The 15,911-nt window shown below is 64.8% G+C and carries 16 protein-coding genes and 1 pseudogene; 6 read left to right on the forward strand and 11 right to left on the reverse strand.

Annotation, left to right across the window (positions count from 1 at the left end; genetic code table 11):
- Positions 1–64: 64 nt before the first annotated feature.
- Both GYH34_RS19060 and GYH34_RS19065 read right to left on the reverse strand, forming a co-directional pair.
- Positions 65–496 (reverse strand): DoxX family protein, encoded by a 432-nt coding sequence (locus GYH34_RS19060; RefSeq protein WP_161915192.1) that lies wholly within the window; start codon positions 494–496, stop codon positions 65–67.
- 46 nt (positions 497–542) lie between these two features.
- Entirely contained in the window at positions 543–1,241 is a 699-nt protein-coding gene (locus tag GYH34_RS19065; protein ID WP_161915193.1) for a pirin family protein, read from the reverse strand.
- A 635-nt stretch (positions 1,242–1,876) separates the two neighbouring features.
- On the opposite strand from GYH34_RS19065, the gene GYH34_RS19070 reads away from it, so the two are divergent.
- Positions 1,877–2,209, forward strand: coding sequence for a hypothetical protein (locus GYH34_RS19070; RefSeq protein ID WP_161915194.1), 333 nt, complete (start codon positions 1,877–1,879; stop codon positions 2,207–2,209).
- A 385-nt stretch (positions 2,210–2,594) separates the two neighbouring features.
- Here the strand turns inward: GYH34_RS19070 and GYH34_RS19075 are convergent.
- A pseudogene (locus tag GYH34_RS19075) lies at positions 2,595–2,717 on the reverse strand (DJ-1/PfpI family protein); the annotation flags it as partial.
- Positions 2,718–2,956: 239 nt separating this feature from the next.
- On the opposite strand from GYH34_RS19075, the gene GYH34_RS19080 reads away from it, so the two are divergent.
- The gene (locus GYH34_RS19080; RefSeq protein ID WP_161915195.1) at positions 2,957–3,211 is read left to right on the forward strand and encodes a plasmid stabilization protein; all 255 of its coding nucleotides are present in this window, start codon (positions 2,957–2,959) and stop codon (positions 3,209–3,211) included.
- Positions 3,208–3,630: a type II toxin-antitoxin system VapC family toxin gene (locus GYH34_RS19085; RefSeq protein ID WP_161915196.1), complete on the forward strand. Its 423-nt coding sequence runs from the start codon at positions 3,208–3,210 to the stop codon at positions 3,628–3,630. The genes GYH34_RS19080 and GYH34_RS19085 overlap by 4 nt, the downstream gene beginning before the upstream one ends.
- A 585-nt stretch (positions 3,631–4,215) precedes the next feature.
- On the opposite strand, the gene GYH34_RS19090 is transcribed toward GYH34_RS19085, so the two are convergent.
- From GYH34_RS19090 to GYH34_RS19100, 3 genes are read right to left on the reverse strand one after another with little or no spacing between them, the layout of a single operon-like run.
- The gene (locus GYH34_RS19090) at positions 4,216–5,370 is read right to left on the reverse strand and encodes an SRPBCC domain-containing protein (RefSeq protein ID WP_161915197.1); all 1,155 of its coding nucleotides are present in this window, start codon (positions 5,368–5,370) and stop codon (positions 4,216–4,218) included.
- A complete protein-coding gene (locus tag GYH34_RS19095; RefSeq protein WP_244635411.1) occupies positions 5,367–7,079 on the reverse strand; it encodes an MFS transporter in 1,713 nt (570 codons plus the stop codon). The genes GYH34_RS19090 and GYH34_RS19095 overlap by 4 nt, the downstream gene beginning before the upstream one ends.
- Before the next feature lie 42 nt (positions 7,080–7,121).
- Entirely contained in the window at positions 7,122–7,469 is a 348-nt protein-coding gene (locus GYH34_RS19100) for a metalloregulator ArsR/SmtB family transcription factor (RefSeq protein ID WP_161915198.1), read from the reverse strand.
- Positions 7,470–8,122: 653 nt separating this feature from the next.
- On the opposite strand from GYH34_RS19100, the gene GYH34_RS19105 reads away from it, so the two are divergent.
- Genes GYH34_RS19105 through GYH34_RS19115 form a run of 3 tightly spaced genes read left to right on the forward strand, consistent with a single transcriptional unit; the run spans position 8,123 to position 9,767 of the window.
- Positions 8,123–8,548: a putative toxin-antitoxin system toxin component, PIN family gene (locus tag GYH34_RS19105; RefSeq protein ID WP_161915199.1), complete on the forward strand. Its 426-nt coding sequence runs from the start codon at positions 8,123–8,125 to the stop codon at positions 8,546–8,548.
- Positions 8,545–8,805, forward strand: a complete 261-nt coding sequence (locus GYH34_RS19110; RefSeq protein ID WP_161915200.1) for a toxin-antitoxin system HicB family antitoxin — start codon at positions 8,545–8,547, stop codon at positions 8,803–8,805. Before GYH34_RS19105 ends, GYH34_RS19110 begins: the two co-directional genes overlap by 4 nt.
- A gap of 47 nt (positions 8,806–8,852) precedes the next feature.
- Entirely contained in the window at positions 8,853–9,767 is a 915-nt protein-coding gene (locus GYH34_RS19115; protein WP_161915201.1) for a recombinase family protein, read from the forward strand.
- Positions 9,768–9,809: 42 nt separating this feature from the next.
- Here the strand turns inward: GYH34_RS19115 and repC are convergent, their stop codons facing one another.
- The 5 genes from repC to GYH34_RS19140 form a co-directional block, all read right to left on the reverse strand.
- Positions 9,810–11,123 carry a plasmid replication protein RepC gene (gene repC, locus GYH34_RS19120; protein WP_161915202.1) on the reverse strand — a complete coding sequence of 438 codons (1,314 nt, stop codon included), beginning with the start codon at positions 11,121–11,123 and terminating at the stop codon, positions 9,810–9,812.
- Positions 11,124–11,294: 171 nt separating this feature from the next.
- Positions 11,295–12,311: a plasmid partitioning protein RepB gene (repB, locus tag GYH34_RS19125; protein ID WP_174242467.1), complete on the reverse strand. Its 1,017-nt coding sequence runs from the start codon at positions 12,309–12,311 to the stop codon at positions 11,295–11,297.
- Positions 12,308–13,468 carry a plasmid partitioning protein RepA gene (gene repA, locus GYH34_RS19130; RefSeq protein WP_161915279.1) on the reverse strand — a complete coding sequence of 387 codons (1,161 nt, stop codon included), beginning with the start codon at positions 13,466–13,468 and terminating at the stop codon, positions 12,308–12,310. Before repA ends, repB begins: the two co-directional genes overlap by 4 nt.
- Positions 13,469–13,688: 220 nt before the next feature.
- A complete protein-coding gene (locus GYH34_RS19135) occupies positions 13,689–15,449 on the reverse strand; it encodes a DEAD/DEAH box helicase (RefSeq protein ID WP_161915204.1) in 1,761 nt (586 codons plus the stop codon).
- Between the two features lie 111 nt (positions 15,450–15,560).
- On the reverse strand, positions 15,561–15,902 hold the full coding sequence (locus tag GYH34_RS19140) for a TIGR02300 family protein (protein ID WP_161915205.1): 342 nt from the start codon (positions 15,900–15,902) through the stop codon (positions 15,561–15,563).
- Positions 15,903–15,911 lie beyond the last annotated feature (9 nt).

Raw genomic sequence — 15,911 nt, forward strand, 5'->3', positions numbered from 1 at the left:
CATCAACGAGCCGACCGCTCGCGAAGCGTGCTCCGTCTTCGCCGGCGGACGCCGATCGATTGCTTCAGCCTCGCGCTGTGGTCCCGCGCGCCTGGCCTTCTGCCTGCGGGAGCCCGACGGCGAAGGCGCCGGGGCCGAGCAGAGCCTGCACGATGAGGAGCGCCGTCCATAGCGCCGGAAACTCCCATCCGCCATTGGCGTTGGAGAACAGCCAGCCGTTGGGCAGATGCACGATCAGCGCGCCGATCATCAAAGGAATGAGCGTGAGGGACACGACGCGCGTGAGAATGCCGAAGATCAATGCGAGGCCCCCGCCGATCTCCGCGGCGACGACGACATAGGCGAGCAGCGACGGATAGCCGAGCGACACGAAGAATTTCGCCGTTCCCGGCAGGGTGAACACGAAGACTTTGAGCAGCCCATGTGCGAGAAACAGCGCGCCGAGACTCACACGCAGCAGCGGCGCCGCGTTATCCGCGTTACGAACATTGGTCATTGTCTCGATCCTCTCGTCATGATTTGCGATGGGGCCAGCCCTGAAGTCACGCGGCGTCGACGAGAACGATCTCGCTGTCCTCCAGCGCTGTGACGCGTAGGACGTCGACGTCGCTGATGGCGGCGCTGTCGCGGGCGTTCACGCGCAGATCGTCGATCCGCACGGCGCCGCTCGCCGGCACGAGATAGGCTTTGCGCTCGCGGCCGAGCGCGTATTCCGCCGTCTCGCCGGCTCTGAGAGTCGCGGCGACGACGCGCGCATCGGCGCGGATCGGCAGCGCGTCGCCGTCATTGTCGAAGCCGGAAGCGAGAGTGACGAAACGGCCCGAGCGCTCGCCCTTGGGAAAGGGCCGCGATCCCCAGCCAGGCGCGCCGCCGCGCGTCGTCGGCAGGATCCAGATCTGAAAGATCCGGGTCGTCTCATTCTTGAGATTATATTCGGAATGCGCGATCCCTGAGCCCGCGCTCATCACCTGCACATCGCCTGCGGCGGTGCGGCCCTTGTTGCCGAGACTGTCCTGATGCGTGATCGCGCCCTCGCGGACATAGGTGACGATCTCCATGTCGCGATGCGGATGCGTCGGAAAGCCGGAGTGCGGCGCGATCGTGTCATCGTTCCAGACGCGCAGATTGCCCCAATGCATCCGCTCGGGATCGTGATAGTCGGCGAATGAGAAATGATGCTTGGCGTCGAGCCAGCCGTGATCGGCGCCGCCGAGGCTGTCGAAAGGTCTGAGTTCGATCATTTGCAATCGCCTATCGAAACAGGATTTTTGGAACGACCTCGAGCGCGAGCACCGGTACATCTTATCCCTTTGTCGGCACGCTCATCCGCCATAGCTTGCCTCGGCGATTTTTTTCGCCTCGAGGGCGGAGGCGGTCGCGAGCATTGCCAGGCTGCGACAACGAGGCCCGTCGGAATGCTTCATCGCGCGATGCGGAGAGACCAGGGTCGAAAATGACAAGGCAATTCCAATTTTCGTACGGCCTTCTATTCTTCCTCTGGGCGTTTTCGGGCGCAGATCGCGCATCCGCGGAAGGCGCCTGTCCGCCCGGATTCATTCCGGGCGGCGCTATGGTTCCAGGGCAAGAAAATGCCGGATGGACGGGTTGCCTCCACGTCTATGACGCGGACAATGGCGGCTCTGGATCGAGCGGAGGGGGAGATTCCGGCCCTCCCCCCTTCAACGCCGATGAGTTCCGCGCCCTTCTCGAATGGGAAAAGCAAGTCGCTCAGCAGAACGAAGAACGTCTTTTGGCGAAAGACCCTGTTCTGCGTGAATTAAAGCGGGGCATATGGAGATTCTCTCGATCACAGCCGAAAGATCCTCGCCACATATGCACTGCGTCATACCTTCAGTCGAATGGCGGAGTCTTGATCATGGATTGGGTGGGCGAAGCCAAAGGCACGCTCCTCGCCTTTTTCGGCGGAGCGATCCCGCCGACGCCGGAGATCCGTACCGAGACGGTCAGTCTTACCCAGTCCGGGGAGGTCCAGAGGGTTCGCGCTTCTCATGCGAGCTTGCCCTGGTCCGCGAAGATCGGAATGATCATATTCGCGGTCCCCTCCACGCAGGCGCTGCTCGATTCGATCGAAGAACAGCAGGATTATTCGGTGGAATTGGACGGTCAGGAAGTCATTCACGGCAAGTGGCGCAGCGGCGCGACGGCGCGCAGATGGTTGAGCAATTGCGTCGGCAAGCGTCCCAAATGAAATCGCTCTCGAACGGACTAGCGTGATCCGGGAAGCGAGGTGGGGCGCCGGCGCCGTGACGAATGGCGCTATCATCGACTTTAAAATGAGCGAAGACCGGATGGTCGAACCTTAGGTGATCTCCGCGCTGTTCGCCACGCGCCTTTTGCCGTGGCTCTCCTCACGACGACCTCGCCCGCTCACGCCGCGTCGTCGAACGTGACCATTGACGAAAGCGGCATTGTGGCCACCGGCGTCTTGGTGAGGTGCGCAGAGCTTACGCGCCTTTGCGCGCGGCTCACGTCTTGCTGCGCAGAAACGCCGCCTCGGCCTCTTCGCCCAGCTCGTCGTCGAAGCGCCACATCATCTGCTCGAGATGCGCGCGCACTCGCGGATCAGCGCGAGCCGGATCGCCTTCGAAAGGCGGCGCGGGCGCATATTCGGCGAGGAGCTGAACGCCTTGGGCGTATCTGTCGTCGCGCAACTGCGCGATCAGGCCGAGGCCGAAGTCGATTCCCGCCGTCACGCCTTTCGCCTCGAACCCCAACCCTTCGAGGAAGCGCTTGACCGGGAGATAAAGGCTCGTCTCCAACCTTCGACCTCGATGCGCGCCGCGAGCCAGCGCTCGACGACGAATCGGTAATCCGTGAGCATAACTGCCGCGCCCGGTTTTTGCGGCACGAAGGGAGCCGAGTTGGCGCAGTTGCTTGACGCTATCAAGTGCCATATATTGATAGCATCACTATCACCCGAGACAGAAACGCCATCATGCCTGCTGTCACCATCCGCAACCTCTCCGAAGAGACGCATCGCGCGCTGAAGGTCCGTGCGGCGCAGCACGGACGCAGCACGGAAGCGGAGATACGCGACATCCTGGAGAACGCTGTGCGCCCGGCCAATCGTCTCCGCCTTGGAAGCGCGCTGGCGGAAATGAGCCGGAAGATCGGCCTGACCAACGCCGACGTCGAAGCCCTCGAACAGGCCCGCGAGCAGAAGCCGGCAGAACCGCTGCGCTTCGAATGATCCTGCTCGACACCAATGTCGTCTCCGAGGCGATGAAGCCCGAACCGGACCCGGCGGTCCGCCGATGGCTCGATGAGCAGGCGGCGGAAACGCTCTATCTCTCGAGCGTCACGATCGCTGAGCTGATGTTCGGCGTCGGCGCGCTTCCCAAGGGCAAGCGCAAGGACAGGTTGACCGCCGCGCTCGAAGGCGTGCTGGAGCTGTTCGCGGACCGCATCCTCCCGTTCGAGACGAACGCGGCGCGCCGCTATTCCGATCTGGCGGTGAAGGCGCGCGCTGCCGGAAAGGGGTTCCCCACACCGGATGGCTATATCGCCGCCATTGCCGCATCGCATGGTTTCGTCGTTGCATCCCGCGACCGCAGCGCATTCGCGGCCGCCGGCCTGAGCGTGATCGACCCCTGGGCCGCCGGGGCCTGAACTGGCGGTTTGCAACGGCGCGAACATCGCGAGGTGATCGGGCGTTTCGGTCTCGGTCGCCAGTATTTCGCTCAGCGCGCCTAATGCTCAGAAGGCTTTGTAATCAAGTATGAAGCTCCCGGACAGATGGGGTGATCGGGGTCTACTCCCGGGATGGGTGGCTGCTCCTGTCAGGATGCAGGAACGTGGTCGATGTCGAATCGTCACATGCATCGAGAAGGAGCAGCCATGAGATACTTTGCCGGACTTGACGTCGACGAGACGGGCCGGATCGTGAAAGAGCTTGGAGCCGCGAGTGAGCCGGAACCTCTCGTCAGAGAAAAACAGAGCTTTCGCTCGATAGGGCGATCTGGATCGTTCCCTTGGGGACGATGGGCGAGGCGATCTCGTCGACAGTCTCGAACCTGCGGACGAAAGCCTCCAAAGTCGTGAAACAGATTGAGACGCCTCGCCTTTCTGACCCCATCATGCGGCGGCCCGACCGCGAAGAGAAGCGTGTGACCCAGGGGCACGACGTCAGCAATTAGGAGAGCTACGATCACGACAGGACGGCTCGACGCCAACCACCCCAATCAGAGAAGACTCTCAGGTCTCCCCGCGCTTCAGGCGCGCCAGATACTCCTCGCGCGTCATGGAACTCGATCCGGCCTCCTCGCGCCGAACCCGATCCCGGCCCGGGAGGACGTCACGGAGGACGTCCAGATTCTTCCAGGGCGCCATCTCGTTCCCGCGCGGCTCGCCCGGCACGAAGGGGGATGTTTCCGCGCGCTGATAGCGATGCACATAGCGCGGGCAGTTCACGAAGGCCTCATAGACCTTCACCACCAGCAAAAGCTCCGCGCCGGGAAAGGCGGCGAGCTCCGCCTCGTCGCGCACGAGGCGCGCGGCGCCGTGGATGCGCAGCCGGTGCGGCTGCTCGAAATCGATGAACAGCAGTCCGACCTTCGCATTGGCGGCGACATTGCCCGCGGAGAGATACATGCCGTTGCCATCATAGCTCGGCAATGCGAGGGTCTGGTCGTCGAGCACCCGCACGAAGCCCGGCGCCCCGCCCTTGTAGGAACAGGTCGGAAAGCCGCGATGGTCGACGGTGGTGAGGAACACCATGTCCCGCCCGGCGATGAAGGCCCTGTGCTCGGTCGTCAGCGTGCTCGTCACCATCATCTTGCGCAAGGTGTTGGCCAGCCGCCGGCTGTCGAAGGCGTCCTGCAGCAAGCGGTGCGACTCGCCATAGAGCTCGGCGATCGCCCCGAGCGACGGGCGAAAGTCGGGCTCGTCCGGCGGCGGAACGAGCGACCAGACGAGACGGTCGAGGCAGATCGTCCACAATATGCGGTGCGTCGCAGCCGCTTCCTCCCCCTGGAGCTCGCCATGAGTGAGCGTCAGCTCGCAAGCGTCGGCGCCCATTGGGCGCAGTTCGACGTCGACCCGCGTCGGCGGCCCGCGCAGGCCGGCCGCGGCCCCCTCATATTCCCAGCTCGAGGAGATCCGCCGCTCCGGCGCGACGTCGATGTAACGGCCGCAGAGCTGATAGCGCGTTCCATCTGGATCGAGGCCTTCCAGCCGGTAGGCGCCGCCCGGACGCGGGTCGATGACCGCCTCCCGCAGCGCCCCGGCTCCCGGAATCAGCCAGCGGACCAGCCATTTCGGGTCCGTCCAGGCGGTGAATATCTGTCCCGCCGACGCATTGATGCGGCGGACCAGGACGAGCGAAACTGAACGACCCCCAGCGCTGGTCATGGCGCGCGCTCCAACGTCACGCGGTCCAGGGCGCGGCCGCGCGTCTCGGGCAGGAACAGTCCTCCGACCACGAGCGCGACCAGCAGGACGCCGACTGCGTACCACAGACCCGCATAGAGATCGCCCGTGGCGGTGAAGGCGGCGAATGAGATCGCAGGGAGGAAGCCGCCGAACCAGCCGCCGATATTGTAGGACATCGCGAAGGCCGTGGTGCGGATGCGGGTCGGGAACATCTCCGCCATCCAGGCCGAGAGCGGGGCGGACGCCATTGCGACGAAGACGCTGAGGGCGGCCATGAGCGCGATCAGCATCGACACATTGGTCGTCTCCGGCGCGGCGCGGGCAGGATATCCCGCATCGGCCAATGCCGCCGTGAGGGCGACGTCGAAGGCCTTGGCCTGCTGCGTGAAGACCGCCCGGTCGAGCCCGACGCCGTCGAAGGCGGGAACCACCGCGGCGCCGATCTCGACCTCGGCGACGTGGCCCGGCGGCTCGGCGCGATTTGTGTAAGGGACGCCGAGCTTGGCGACGGCGCGTCGGGCGATATCGCAGGGGCTGCGGAACTCGGCGAGGCCGAATGGATCGAACTGGCGGCTGCACGTCGTCGGATCGGCCGCCACCGTCACCGGATGCGTGGTCATCGCCGCCGCGAGGCGCGGGTGCGCATAGTGGGTGACGCCAAGGAACACCGGATAGGCGGCGAGCGCCGTGCCGATGAAGCCGGCGAGCACCACCGGCTTGCGGCCGACTCGGTCCGAAACCCAGCCCGCCAGGATCATCGCGGCGATGAAGACCACGCTGTAGCCGAGGATGGTGTAGTGCAGCAGGAAGGGATCGATCTTCAGGTTCAACGCCAGGAGATAGATCGGATAGGAGCCGGTCGCGATCGCGACCGATTGGCCAGCGGCGGCGCCGAACAGGACGAGCAGCGCCACGCGCAGATGGTCCCAGCGGCCGAACGCCTCGCGTAGCGGCGTCCGCGAGCCGCCGCCCGACCGCTTCATGGCCAGGAACACCGGAGATTCCTGCAGTCGCAGCCGGATATAGACCGAGACCAGCATGAGCACGGCGGAGAGCAGGAATGGAATGCGCCAGCCCCAGGCCTCGAACGCCGTCTTTCCGAGCGCCAGCTCGCAGGCGAGCACGACCAGGATCGCCAGAGCCAGGCCGCTCGCCGCGGTGACAGCGATCGCGCTGGTGGCGAAGCCGCGCCGGTGGGCGGGGGCATATTCGGCGATATAGGTGACTGCGCCGCCGAACTCGCCGCCATAGGCGAGGCCCTGCAGAATGCGCAGCGCCATGAACAGCAGCGGCGAAGCGACGCCTATGGCCGCGTAGCTCGGCAGCAAGCCGATGAGCACGGTCGACAGGCCCATGATCAGTATGGTGAGCAGAAAGGTGAATTTGCGCCCGGCCCGGTCGCCGAGGGGGCCGAACACCAGCCCGCCGAATGGGCGGGCGACATAGGTCACGGCGGCGGAGAGCAAGGTGAAGATATAGGCATAGGCGGGATCGAGCCCGGAGAAGAATTGGGCCGCGACGATCGCGGCCATCGGCCCGTAGAGCACGAGATCATAAGCTTCGAAGACGGCTCCGAGAGAGGAGGCCGCCACCACCCGGCGAAGGCTGCCGGGATCGGCCGCCTGGTCGGCCGCGGGCGCGGGCACGGACGTTGCGGCCCGTTCACTCGAGAGGGCATTCTGGGTCAAGCGCTTCCTCCATCCTATTTTCTACCGGTTGGCGCCGGACTCCTAGGGGCCCGTGTCCTCCGCCTTCATCTGAGCGACCACGGCGTCCAGGGCGTCGAGCCGCTCGCTCCAGAAGCGTTCATGCGCATCGAGCCAGTTCCGGGCGGCGTCGAGACCACGGCGGTCGAGGCTGCACATCTGGTGACGGCCCTGCTTGCGTCGGATGACGAGACCCGCCTGCTCCAGCACCTTCATGTGGTTGGAGACAGCGACGAAGGAGATCGGAAATGCGGGAACGATTTCTCCGATGCTGCGCTCGTGTTCGGTCAGCATGCGCAGAATCGCCCTGCGGTGCGGGTCGGCCAGAGCGTGAAAGACCGTGTCGAGCGTCGCCTCAGAACATTTAATCATTTCATTAAATATTGTCGCCTGCGACGTCGGTTGTCAAGATGGAGTGCGGGGCGACGCTCTGTGGAAGGACGAAGGGCGCCGCCAAGACGATTGGCGCCACGTCGCCGATCAGCTCCGGCCGACGCTCCCAGGGGCTCGCCGCCTTCATGGACAACGCCGAATGCGCGCGGCCGCCTATAGGCGTTGTGGAAATGCGCGCGAAGGACGAACGCCTCGCCAACGGGACTGGAACGAAGCCGCTCGTCGAAACGCGCGAGAGCGTCCGACGCGCTCTCGAAGGGCGCTTGCAGGCGCTCGAATGAGAACGAGGCGGGAAATGAAAATCCCATTTTAATCCTATGGGAATCAAGATTATTATCAATTTATCTCAAATTTAGCTTGAGTGATAGAAGATGCATTTGTCTGTTCGTCGCCCGGATCGAAATGCGTCGCCACGGCTGGCCAAAAGCAAGCCTCGGTACGGCTCTGGAGGCGAGCTTTCGGCCCGCAAATCGACGAAAAAGCCTGTTTTTCAGGCCCTTCTCCTGCTCGCGCCTACGTGGCGGCCGCGGATTTCGGCCTTCGGATGCGATTTCAAACGACCGGTTTGTGATAACTTACAATTTTGGAATTCTATCCAGTGACACATCCCATAGGATGTATTATATCAAGCTATGAAGCGCCTCGTTCTCGATACCTCGGTCATCGTCTCCGCATTCCGCAGCTCGCGTGGCGCGAGTTTCGTAATTTTGAGCCTCGTGGCCAAACGACGCCTCGTCCCACTCGTCTCGACGGCCTTGTTCCTCGAATATGAGGACGTTCTGCAGAGACCAGAGCAGCGGGATGCGCATGGGCTCGATCCGAACGCTGTCTCGAAAGCTCTCAGGGAGCTGGCGGCGCTGTGTGAACCCGTGGAGCCTCATTTCAGCTGGCGTCCACAACTGTCGGACCCGGCCGACGAAATGGTTCTGGAGGTCGCGTTGAACGAAAGAGCCGACGGTATCGTGACGCATAATGTGCGCGACTTCCATCAAGCGGTCCCGAAATTCGGGATTCCGGTTTTGACGCCAGGAGCCTTGCTGGAAAGGATCGGAAAATGAGCAAAGCGACATATCCCCTAAAGCTGCCCACTTCCCTCAAAAAGGAAGCGGCCAGACTCGCGAAACAGGACGGCGTTTCATTGAATCAATGGATTGCGACAGCAGTCGCTCAGAAAATCGGCGTCGTCGAAACGACGGCTGAGTTCCTGAAGCGTCGCGCTGGAAGCGCGAGCGGCTCCGGTTTGTCGGAAATTCTTCGGCAAGCGCCCAACCGCGCGCCAGATCCCGGCGACGAGTTGCCTCCTGATTGGGTTTAGTCGTGAAGACGCCTCCTTCGCCGATCTCCAAGCCGGTCCCCTGACCCATGCCCCTGATCGGCTACGCCCGCGTCTCGACCGAGGATCAGGTCACGGACGCTCAGACCGATGTGCTGAAGGCCGCCGGCTGCGTCGAGATTTTTCGCGAGCATATGTCCGGGGCGAAGGCCTCGCGGCCGGAACTGGCCAAGGCGCTAGCGCGGGTGCGCCGCGGCGACGTGCTGGTCGTCGCGCGGCTCGACCGCTTGGCCCGCTCGCTGTCTCATCTCCTCGCCGTGATCGCCGAGCTCGACGCCAAGGGCGCGCATTTCAAATCGCTCGCCGATCCCATCGACACCACGACGCCGCAAGGTCGTTTCGCCCTGCAGGTTCTCGGCGCTGTGGCCGAGCTGGAGCGCGCTCTGATCCGGGAGCGCACCAAGGACGGCCTGCGCGCCGCCAAGAAGCGCGGCCGCACCGGCGGCAATCCAAAACTGCGCGCCGGCGACCGCGACGCCATCCAGCGCATCGTCGACGCCAAGGCGGCGAATTATTTCGAGCGCGTCAATCGATCGGCCGAACATTGGCTGCCCGTCGTCCGGCAAATGCGCCCGGATCACCGCTGGCAGGATGTCGTGCGCGTGCTCAACGCCAAGCGCGATGGCGCCACCGGCGCTCCCCTGCCCCAATGGACCGTCGAGCGCCTGAAGCGCGCCGTCAAATGCTTCGTCGCCGAGGGCTTGATCGAGCCCCGCCTCCTTCATCAGGCCGCCAGCCGAAAAGTCAGCAGCGAGCGCCTGGTCACGCTCGTCGCCGGGATCAAGCGGGCCAATCCCGATCTGACGCTCGCGCAGATCGGCGCGCAGCTCGAAGCCATGTATGAGCGCACGCCGCGCGGAGGAGCCCGCTGGGCGCCCTCCTCCGTCAAAAGCCTGCTCGACCGCGCCGAAAAGCTCCGGTTGCTCGACGCCGAAACGCTGTGAGCGAGCGGACCGCCGAGGGCGTCCGAAAAATGCGCCGCCACGTCACCCCGTCCTCTTGCGCTCTCGCGCCGCTTTCCCAGCCTTGCCGCGCAACAGGGCCATCAGCACGGGCCCGAGCGAGAACTCCCCTGCCCTCGCCTTTTCGGTCAGGACGCGGAGATAACCGCCGGCGCTCTTGATCTCATCGCCGCGTTGCAGGATCGCGGCGATGACGATCGCGGCGTCATGCTCGCCCAAGACGTCCAGGGCCTGCGACCAGGCGTCTGGCGAAACGCCGAGCGCCGAGCGCACTGTCGCCGCCGCAGCAGCCAAGTCTCGCCACGAGGAGATTTCGCCAACCGGACCGTAATCGAGGATATCAGGACAGGCCTCCAGCACCATTCCGAGCGGATAGGCTCGAAGCGCCGGCTTTGGATCGGCAGTCCGAGAGCGATCCGAGGAAGGCCCCCTGCCCTCTTCGAGATTTGGCTGGGATGGCCGAGCCCTGCCTTCTTGAAGGCTAGGTTCAAGATCAGAAAAGTTTGTGGTTTGATTCTGTATGTGACGCTCAGTTTGAGACTCATTGCCGCTCATATTTTGAGCTTTTATGTGCGTTTCCAGCGTCTTGTGGATTTCGGCCGCCAGCGCGACGAGCTCGCTGGCCAAAACCTCCAGATCGGCGCGGCAAAGCCTTCGACCGTAGCGCCCCGAGAGCATCGCATATTGTTGGTGCGCGTTGTCCCAGTCGCCCGCGACGCCCTCCTCCAATGCGGTCTCGATCATTTTGACGATGTCGCGCCGAGTGAGCGTGATCTTTTCGCGCAGCAGCGCGATCGCGCGGTTCTCGGCCCGCACCTCCTCGGCGAGGTTCTCGATTTCGCTCGAGCGCGCGACGAGCGGCGCGAGGTCGAAGCCGAAAGCGTCCTCTATGGTCCCCCCCTGCCCTTTTCTGGCGAAGCGTTTGCCATTCGGAGAATCGCGGCGAATGATCAGTCCGGCGTCGACGAGGCAGGCGAGATGTCGCCGCAACGTCGCCGGCGCCATGCCATGAGCGCGGATCGAAAGTTCCTTGTTCGAGGGAAACACGACGATGCCGCCGCCGGCGGAACCCGCTTCGGCCGGCTTCGAATTTTTCTCCGGCAGGCTGAGCGCTGTCTCCTGGTGGAAGCTCAGCAGCGCGTGCAATACGGATAGCGCGCGGTCGGTGACGCCGAGCGGCTCCTTGGCTTCGGTGAGCGCGCGAAACAGCCGCCATTTGTGGACGACGGTCTCGGATGCGCCCGGCTTTGCGGCGAAATTTTCGGTCGCGGTCTGGCTCGCCACCATGGCGAGCGACAACGGCCGCCGCCCGAAGGGCGTCGTTGGACGTGTCTGCATGTTCCTTTGCCTCATTCAGGCAAAAGAAATCCGCTCGCCGAAACGGCGCCGACTCTTGACAGTGATTCGCGGAAGTGGGATTCTCTCAGTCGCAACACATCGAGAAGGGCTTCCGGGGCGTGATCGTTTCGGGGGCCTTTTTCTTTTGCTGGATTCTCCTCTCGTCGACTTTCATGCGCCTTTCGATGCGCCGTCGCCGGCGTCGAAAGAACGATACTCCTCGAGCAATTCGGGCAGGCGCGCGGCGAGGAATCGCGCGAACGCGCTTCCCTCCGCTTTCGCCAGCGTCACTCTGACATCGCGCTCGGAGGCGCGAATTTCCGCGATCGATTGACCTGCGGAATTCTTGATCTCGATGAAGGGGCGGGCAGGGCGCTGCTCCGCCTCCGCCCGCTTGGCGGCGGCGAGCGCGCGCGCAAAACGCGCGTCGCCGTCGAGCGCCGAGAAGCCGGGGAGGGCGGTCGCCGCCCGTGATCGCTTCAGCGCCGGCGCGTCGCGCAGCAGCTCGGCGAATTCCTGCCAGCGGCCGCGGCCGATCCTCGGCGCCTTTCCGATCGCTCGAACGATATCCTCCGGCACCGCCTTGGCGACCGAAATCAGCTTGGAGGCCTCCGCCCGGTCGATTGCCAGCGCCTGCTGGATGACCGAGCGGCTGCGCCCGGCCCCTTCCAGCCGCCAGGCGAAAACCGCCCGCTCGATGAAGCTCAAATCCTCGCGCGCCGAATTCTCGACGCCCTGCGCGATGACGAGGTCATCGTCGCCGAGCGCGCGAATGATGGCGCGTACCGGACGGCCGAGCTGGAGCGCCGCGCGAATGCGGCGATGGCCGAAGGCGGTCTGATAGCGATCCGGCGCGGCCGGACTGACCCGCAGCAGAACGGGGATTTCCTGCCCACGATCGGCGATCGATTGCTTCAGCGCCTCGAAGGAGGCGTCCTGCTCCTGCGGGAAACGATCGGCGAAAGGGGAGGGGTCGATCGACCCGGGGTCGATTTCGACCACCTGCTCTCCAGCGGCGATGCGGGCCCGAAGCGTCTCGTTTTCCCGCTCTATGTCGGAGAAGGTCTCCTTCATAGAGCGCACCGCCCCGGCAGCGACGCGGCGCGGCTCCAGATTGTTGTCTGCAGACAACATCGGGGCAGGGGGCTGCGCGAAGAGGGAGCGTATCGTATCCGTGCGCTTGCTCATCGACCCCAAACCTTCTCCATGAGACCGAGGATCTCGCGATTGACGCCATTGACCGATTCGAGCCCCCGTTCGAAAGCGGCGCGCCCGACCGAGCCCCTCTCGAGCTCATAGAGCGACTGCTTGGTGAGCCCCGCATTGGCGATGGCGGTGGACTTCCACACCGTCGCGCCAAGCACGTCCTGGCCGAAGAGATTGCGCAGCAGGGCGACGATCTGGGTTTCCGGCACGTCATTGGGATCATGCCGGGTCACGACATATCGGATGAAATCATAGTCCAGCCGGCCGCCGGCTTCCTCTATGACCGTCATGACGTCCGAGGTCATGAGCAGAAATTGATTCATCGAGGCCACATCCACCATCTGCGGATGAATGGTCACCAGCATGGCTGTCGCGGCGTTCAGCGCGCCCATGGTGAGATAGCCGAGTTGCGGCGGGCAATCGATCACGACGACGTCGAAATCATCCGCGATCTCGGCGATCGCGCTGCCGACCCGCCGAAAAAACAGATCGCCGCCGCGCAGCGAGCGCTCCGCCATGGCGCGCGGCGTATGATGCTCGAATTCCATGAGCTCGAGATTGCCGGGAACGAGCGCGACCCCTGCGAAATAGGTAGGCCGCACCACCTCCCGCATCGGCCGGCGCGCTTCGTCATAACGAATAGCGCCGTAGAGCGTCTCGCCCTCGCCGATGTCGAACTCCGGCTGATAGCCGAACATGGCCGAAAGCGACGCCTGCGGATCGAGGTCGATGGCCAGCACCCGATAGCCCTCGAGCGCGAGAAACTGCGCGAGGTAGAGCGAGGTCGTGGTCTTGGCCGACCCGCCCTTGAAATTGGCGACAGCGACCACCTGCAGCTTGTCGCCGGGGCGCCGATGCGGCAAAAAGCCGAGCGCCTCCTTCGGCCGCGCGCCGGCGAGATAGACGCGCAGCTCGCCGATCTGGGCCGGCGTGTAGGATCGTCGTCCGCCGCCCGCCACCGCGGGCGTAGGGCCGAGTCCGTCGAGCGACAATTGCCGGAGATATCCGTCCGACACGCCGAGAAACCGCGCGACCTCGCCGGAGGAAAAGGAGCGCAACGTCTTTCGCGCCGCAGGCGGGAACAGCGTGGCGCTCAACGCCTGCATCTGCCCCGACAAGACTTTTGCGTGGCGGGTCATGCGCTGCAGCGCGCTCTCCGGCGCCGACAAGGGCAGGGCGTCCAAGTTGCTCGTCACAGAAACGGTTCCTGAGCGTTAAACGGCTAATTTCCGTCTGTGACTAGAGGGCGATTCTCGATTCGATGCAAGACATATTGCGTTAATGGAAACCTAACGCCCCTGGCGTCGCCAGAAAGGCTACGCGGCCTGGACGAAGGGATGGGCCTCGCGAGCAGCCCGATCAGCCTCGCGGCTGCTTATCGCGACGCGGCTTCTGCTTATGCTTCGGCGGCGCGTCTCTGCGCGGCGTCCTGACCTGTAGCGGCTCGGAATAGCCGTCGAGGCGCTCGACGCGAATATTGTCGCCGCCCGGCCGGCGCATGTCGACGACGAATTGCGCCGCCGCCGGCTCGGCGATCTCGACCTGCGTCTCGTGCTCGAAGATCTGGATCGCGCCAATGTCTTGCCGCGTGAGATTTCCCTTGCGGCAGAGCATGGGCAGCAGCCATTTCGGATCGGCGTTCTTCGCGCGGCCGATGTCGAGACGAAACCAGACGGCGCCGCCGGGCAGGCGGGACGGACGCGGCTCCTTGGCGGGCCTTGCGCCTGCCGCCCGGGAGGGGCGGGGCTCTCGATCCCGAGACTCTCGGGGCTCCCGAGACTCGCGGGGCTCCCGACGCGCGGGTTCGTGCCCGGGGTCGACGACGGCTTCGGTCGCGGGAAGCCGCGCACGGTAGAGTCGAACGAGCATGGCGCCGAGCTGCTCGGGCGATCGCTCCGCGAGAAGCAGCTTGGCCGCCTCGAAATCCTCCTCGCTCGGCGGCTCCAGCAGCAGCGGGTCGCTCATCATGCGCTTGCGATCGAGCTCGCTGATTTCCTCGGCGGAGGGCGGCCCGCTCCAAAATGCGTGAACGCCGGCGTCGCGCAGCAGCCGCTCGGCGCGCTGACGTCTCGCGGAGGGAATCAGCAGCGCGCTGACGCCCTTGCGCCCGGCGCGCCCGGTGCGACCGCTGCGGTGCTGCAGCGCTTCTGCGTCATGCGGCAGATCGGCGTGAATGACGAGGTCGAGATTGGGCAGGTCGATGCCGCGCGCCGCGACGTCGGTGGCGATGCAGACGCGCGCCCGCCCGTCGCGAAGCGCCTGCATGGAGTGATTGCGCTCGTGCTGGCCGAGCTCGCCCGACAATAGCACGGCCGCAAATCCACGCTCCAGCAGAGTTGCGTGCAGATGGCGAACGGACTCGCGCGTGTTGCAGAACACGATCGCCGTCGGCGCCTCGAAATAGCGCAAGAGATTGACGGTCGCGAGCTCCGTCTCCTTCGGCGCGACGCGAACCGCGCGATAGTCGATGTCGCCGTGACCGCGCTCCCCGCGCGCCACGTCGATCCGCCGCGCGTCGCGCTGATAGCGCTTGGCCAGAGCCGCAATGCCCTTCGGCATCGTGGCCGAGAAGAGCAGCGTGCGCCGATCCTGCGGCGTCGCCTCGAGAATGAACTCGAGATCCTCCCGAAAGCCCAGATCGAGCATCTCGTCGGCTTCGTCGAGAATGACCGCGACGATGCGCGTCGTGTCCAGCCCGCCGCGCTCTATGTGATCGCGCAGACGTCCGGGCGTTCCCACGACGATATGGGCGCCCTCGGTCAATTTGCGGCGCTCGAGGCGCGCGTCCATGCCGCCGACGCAAGAGACGATTCGCGCCGCGGCGTGCTCGTAGAGCCAGCCCAGCTCGCGCTCGACCTGCAAGGCGAGCTCGCGCGTCGGCGCGACGACGAGCGCGAGGGGCGCGCGCGGCTCCGGCAGGCGATCCGCCTCGCCGAGAAGCGTCGAGGCGATGGCCAAGCCATAGGCGACCGTCTTTCCCGATCCGGTCTGAGCGGAAACGAGAATGTCTCCGTCTTGCGCTTCGGCGGACAGCACCGCCGCTTGAACCGGCGTGGGCGAATTGTAATTGCGCTCCGCCAAGGCTTTGGCGAGCGGGGCGCGGGCGTTCGGGAAGGTCACGGGTGAGCTTGCCTGGCGAGTGGGCGATGCAGAGAGTAGGGACAGATACGCGCTCGAGCGGGTCTCGTCGAGCCATCTGCTCGTTGGAAGGTCGGAGCCGCCGAACGGAATCTAGAGGAGGTCGTCGATCTCCTCGATCTTGTCGTCGTCGTCGATCGGCGGCGGGACGCTGTCGTCGGCTTCTGCGTCTTCGTCCACCTCTTCCTCGGTCTCCGTTTCCTCCTCGGCTTCCGTCTCAGTCGATGAGACGGCGTCGCTCGAAGACTGGTCGCCGATGCGCGAGTCGCCGGCCATGGCGCGATACGGAGCCCTCCGCGGAAGCGAGCGCGGCAGCTCAACGACCTGGAATATCGCCGCGCATTTCGGACAGGCGATCGGCTCGCGATTGAGATCGAAAAATGCGGCGCCACAGCTCAGGCAGCGGCGCTTCGCGCCGAGTTCGGCTTTCGCCACGGCCTTCTC

Source organism: Methylosinus sp. C49 (assembly GCF_009936375.1).
Classification (GTDB): domain Bacteria; phylum Pseudomonadota; class Alphaproteobacteria; order Rhizobiales; family Beijerinckiaceae; genus Methylosinus.

Excerpts from the sequence above, each read along its gene's own strand:
- GYH34_RS19060 (WP_161915192.1), bottom strand. The coding sequence starts at position 496 with ATGACCAATGTTCGTAACGCGGATAACGCGGCGCCGCTGCTGCGTGTG.
- GYH34_RS19065 (WP_161915193.1), bottom strand. The coding sequence starts at position 1,241 with ATGATCGAACTCAGACCTTTCGACAGCCTCGGCGGCGCCGATCACGGC.
- GYH34_RS19070 (WP_161915194.1), top strand. The coding sequence starts at position 1,877 with ATGGATTGGGTGGGCGAAGCCAAAGGCACGCTCCTCGCCTTTTTCGGC.
- GYH34_RS19080 (WP_161915195.1), top strand. The coding sequence starts at position 2,957 with ATGCCTGCTGTCACCATCCGCAACCTCTCCGAAGAGACGCATCGCGCG.
- GYH34_RS19085 (WP_161915196.1), top strand. The coding sequence starts at position 3,208 with ATGATCCTGCTCGACACCAATGTCGTCTCCGAGGCGATGAAGCCCGAA.
- GYH34_RS19090 (WP_161915197.1), bottom strand. The coding sequence starts at position 5,370 with ATGACCAGCGCTGGGGGTCGTTCAGTTTCGCTCGTCCTGGTCCGCCGC.
- GYH34_RS19100 (WP_161915198.1), bottom strand. The coding sequence starts at position 7,469 with ATGATTAAATGTTCTGAGGCGACGCTCGACACGGTCTTTCACGCTCTG.
- GYH34_RS19105 (WP_161915199.1), top strand. The coding sequence starts at position 8,123 with ATGAAGCGCCTCGTTCTCGATACCTCGGTCATCGTCTCCGCATTCCGC.
- GYH34_RS19110 (WP_161915200.1), top strand. The coding sequence starts at position 8,545 with ATGAGCAAAGCGACATATCCCCTAAAGCTGCCCACTTCCCTCAAAAAG.
- GYH34_RS19115 (WP_161915201.1), top strand. The coding sequence starts at position 8,853 with ATGCCCCTGATCGGCTACGCCCGCGTCTCGACCGAGGATCAGGTCACG.
- repC (WP_161915202.1), bottom strand. The coding sequence starts at position 11,123 with ATGCAGACACGTCCAACGACGCCCTTCGGGCGGCGGCCGTTGTCGCTC.
- repB (WP_174242467.1), bottom strand. The coding sequence starts at position 12,311 with ATGAGCAAGCGCACGGATACGATACGCTCCCTCTTCGCGCAGCCCCCT.
- repA (WP_161915279.1), bottom strand. The coding sequence starts at position 13,468 with ATGACCCGCCACGCAAAAGTCTTGTCGGGGCAGATGCAGGCGTTGAGC.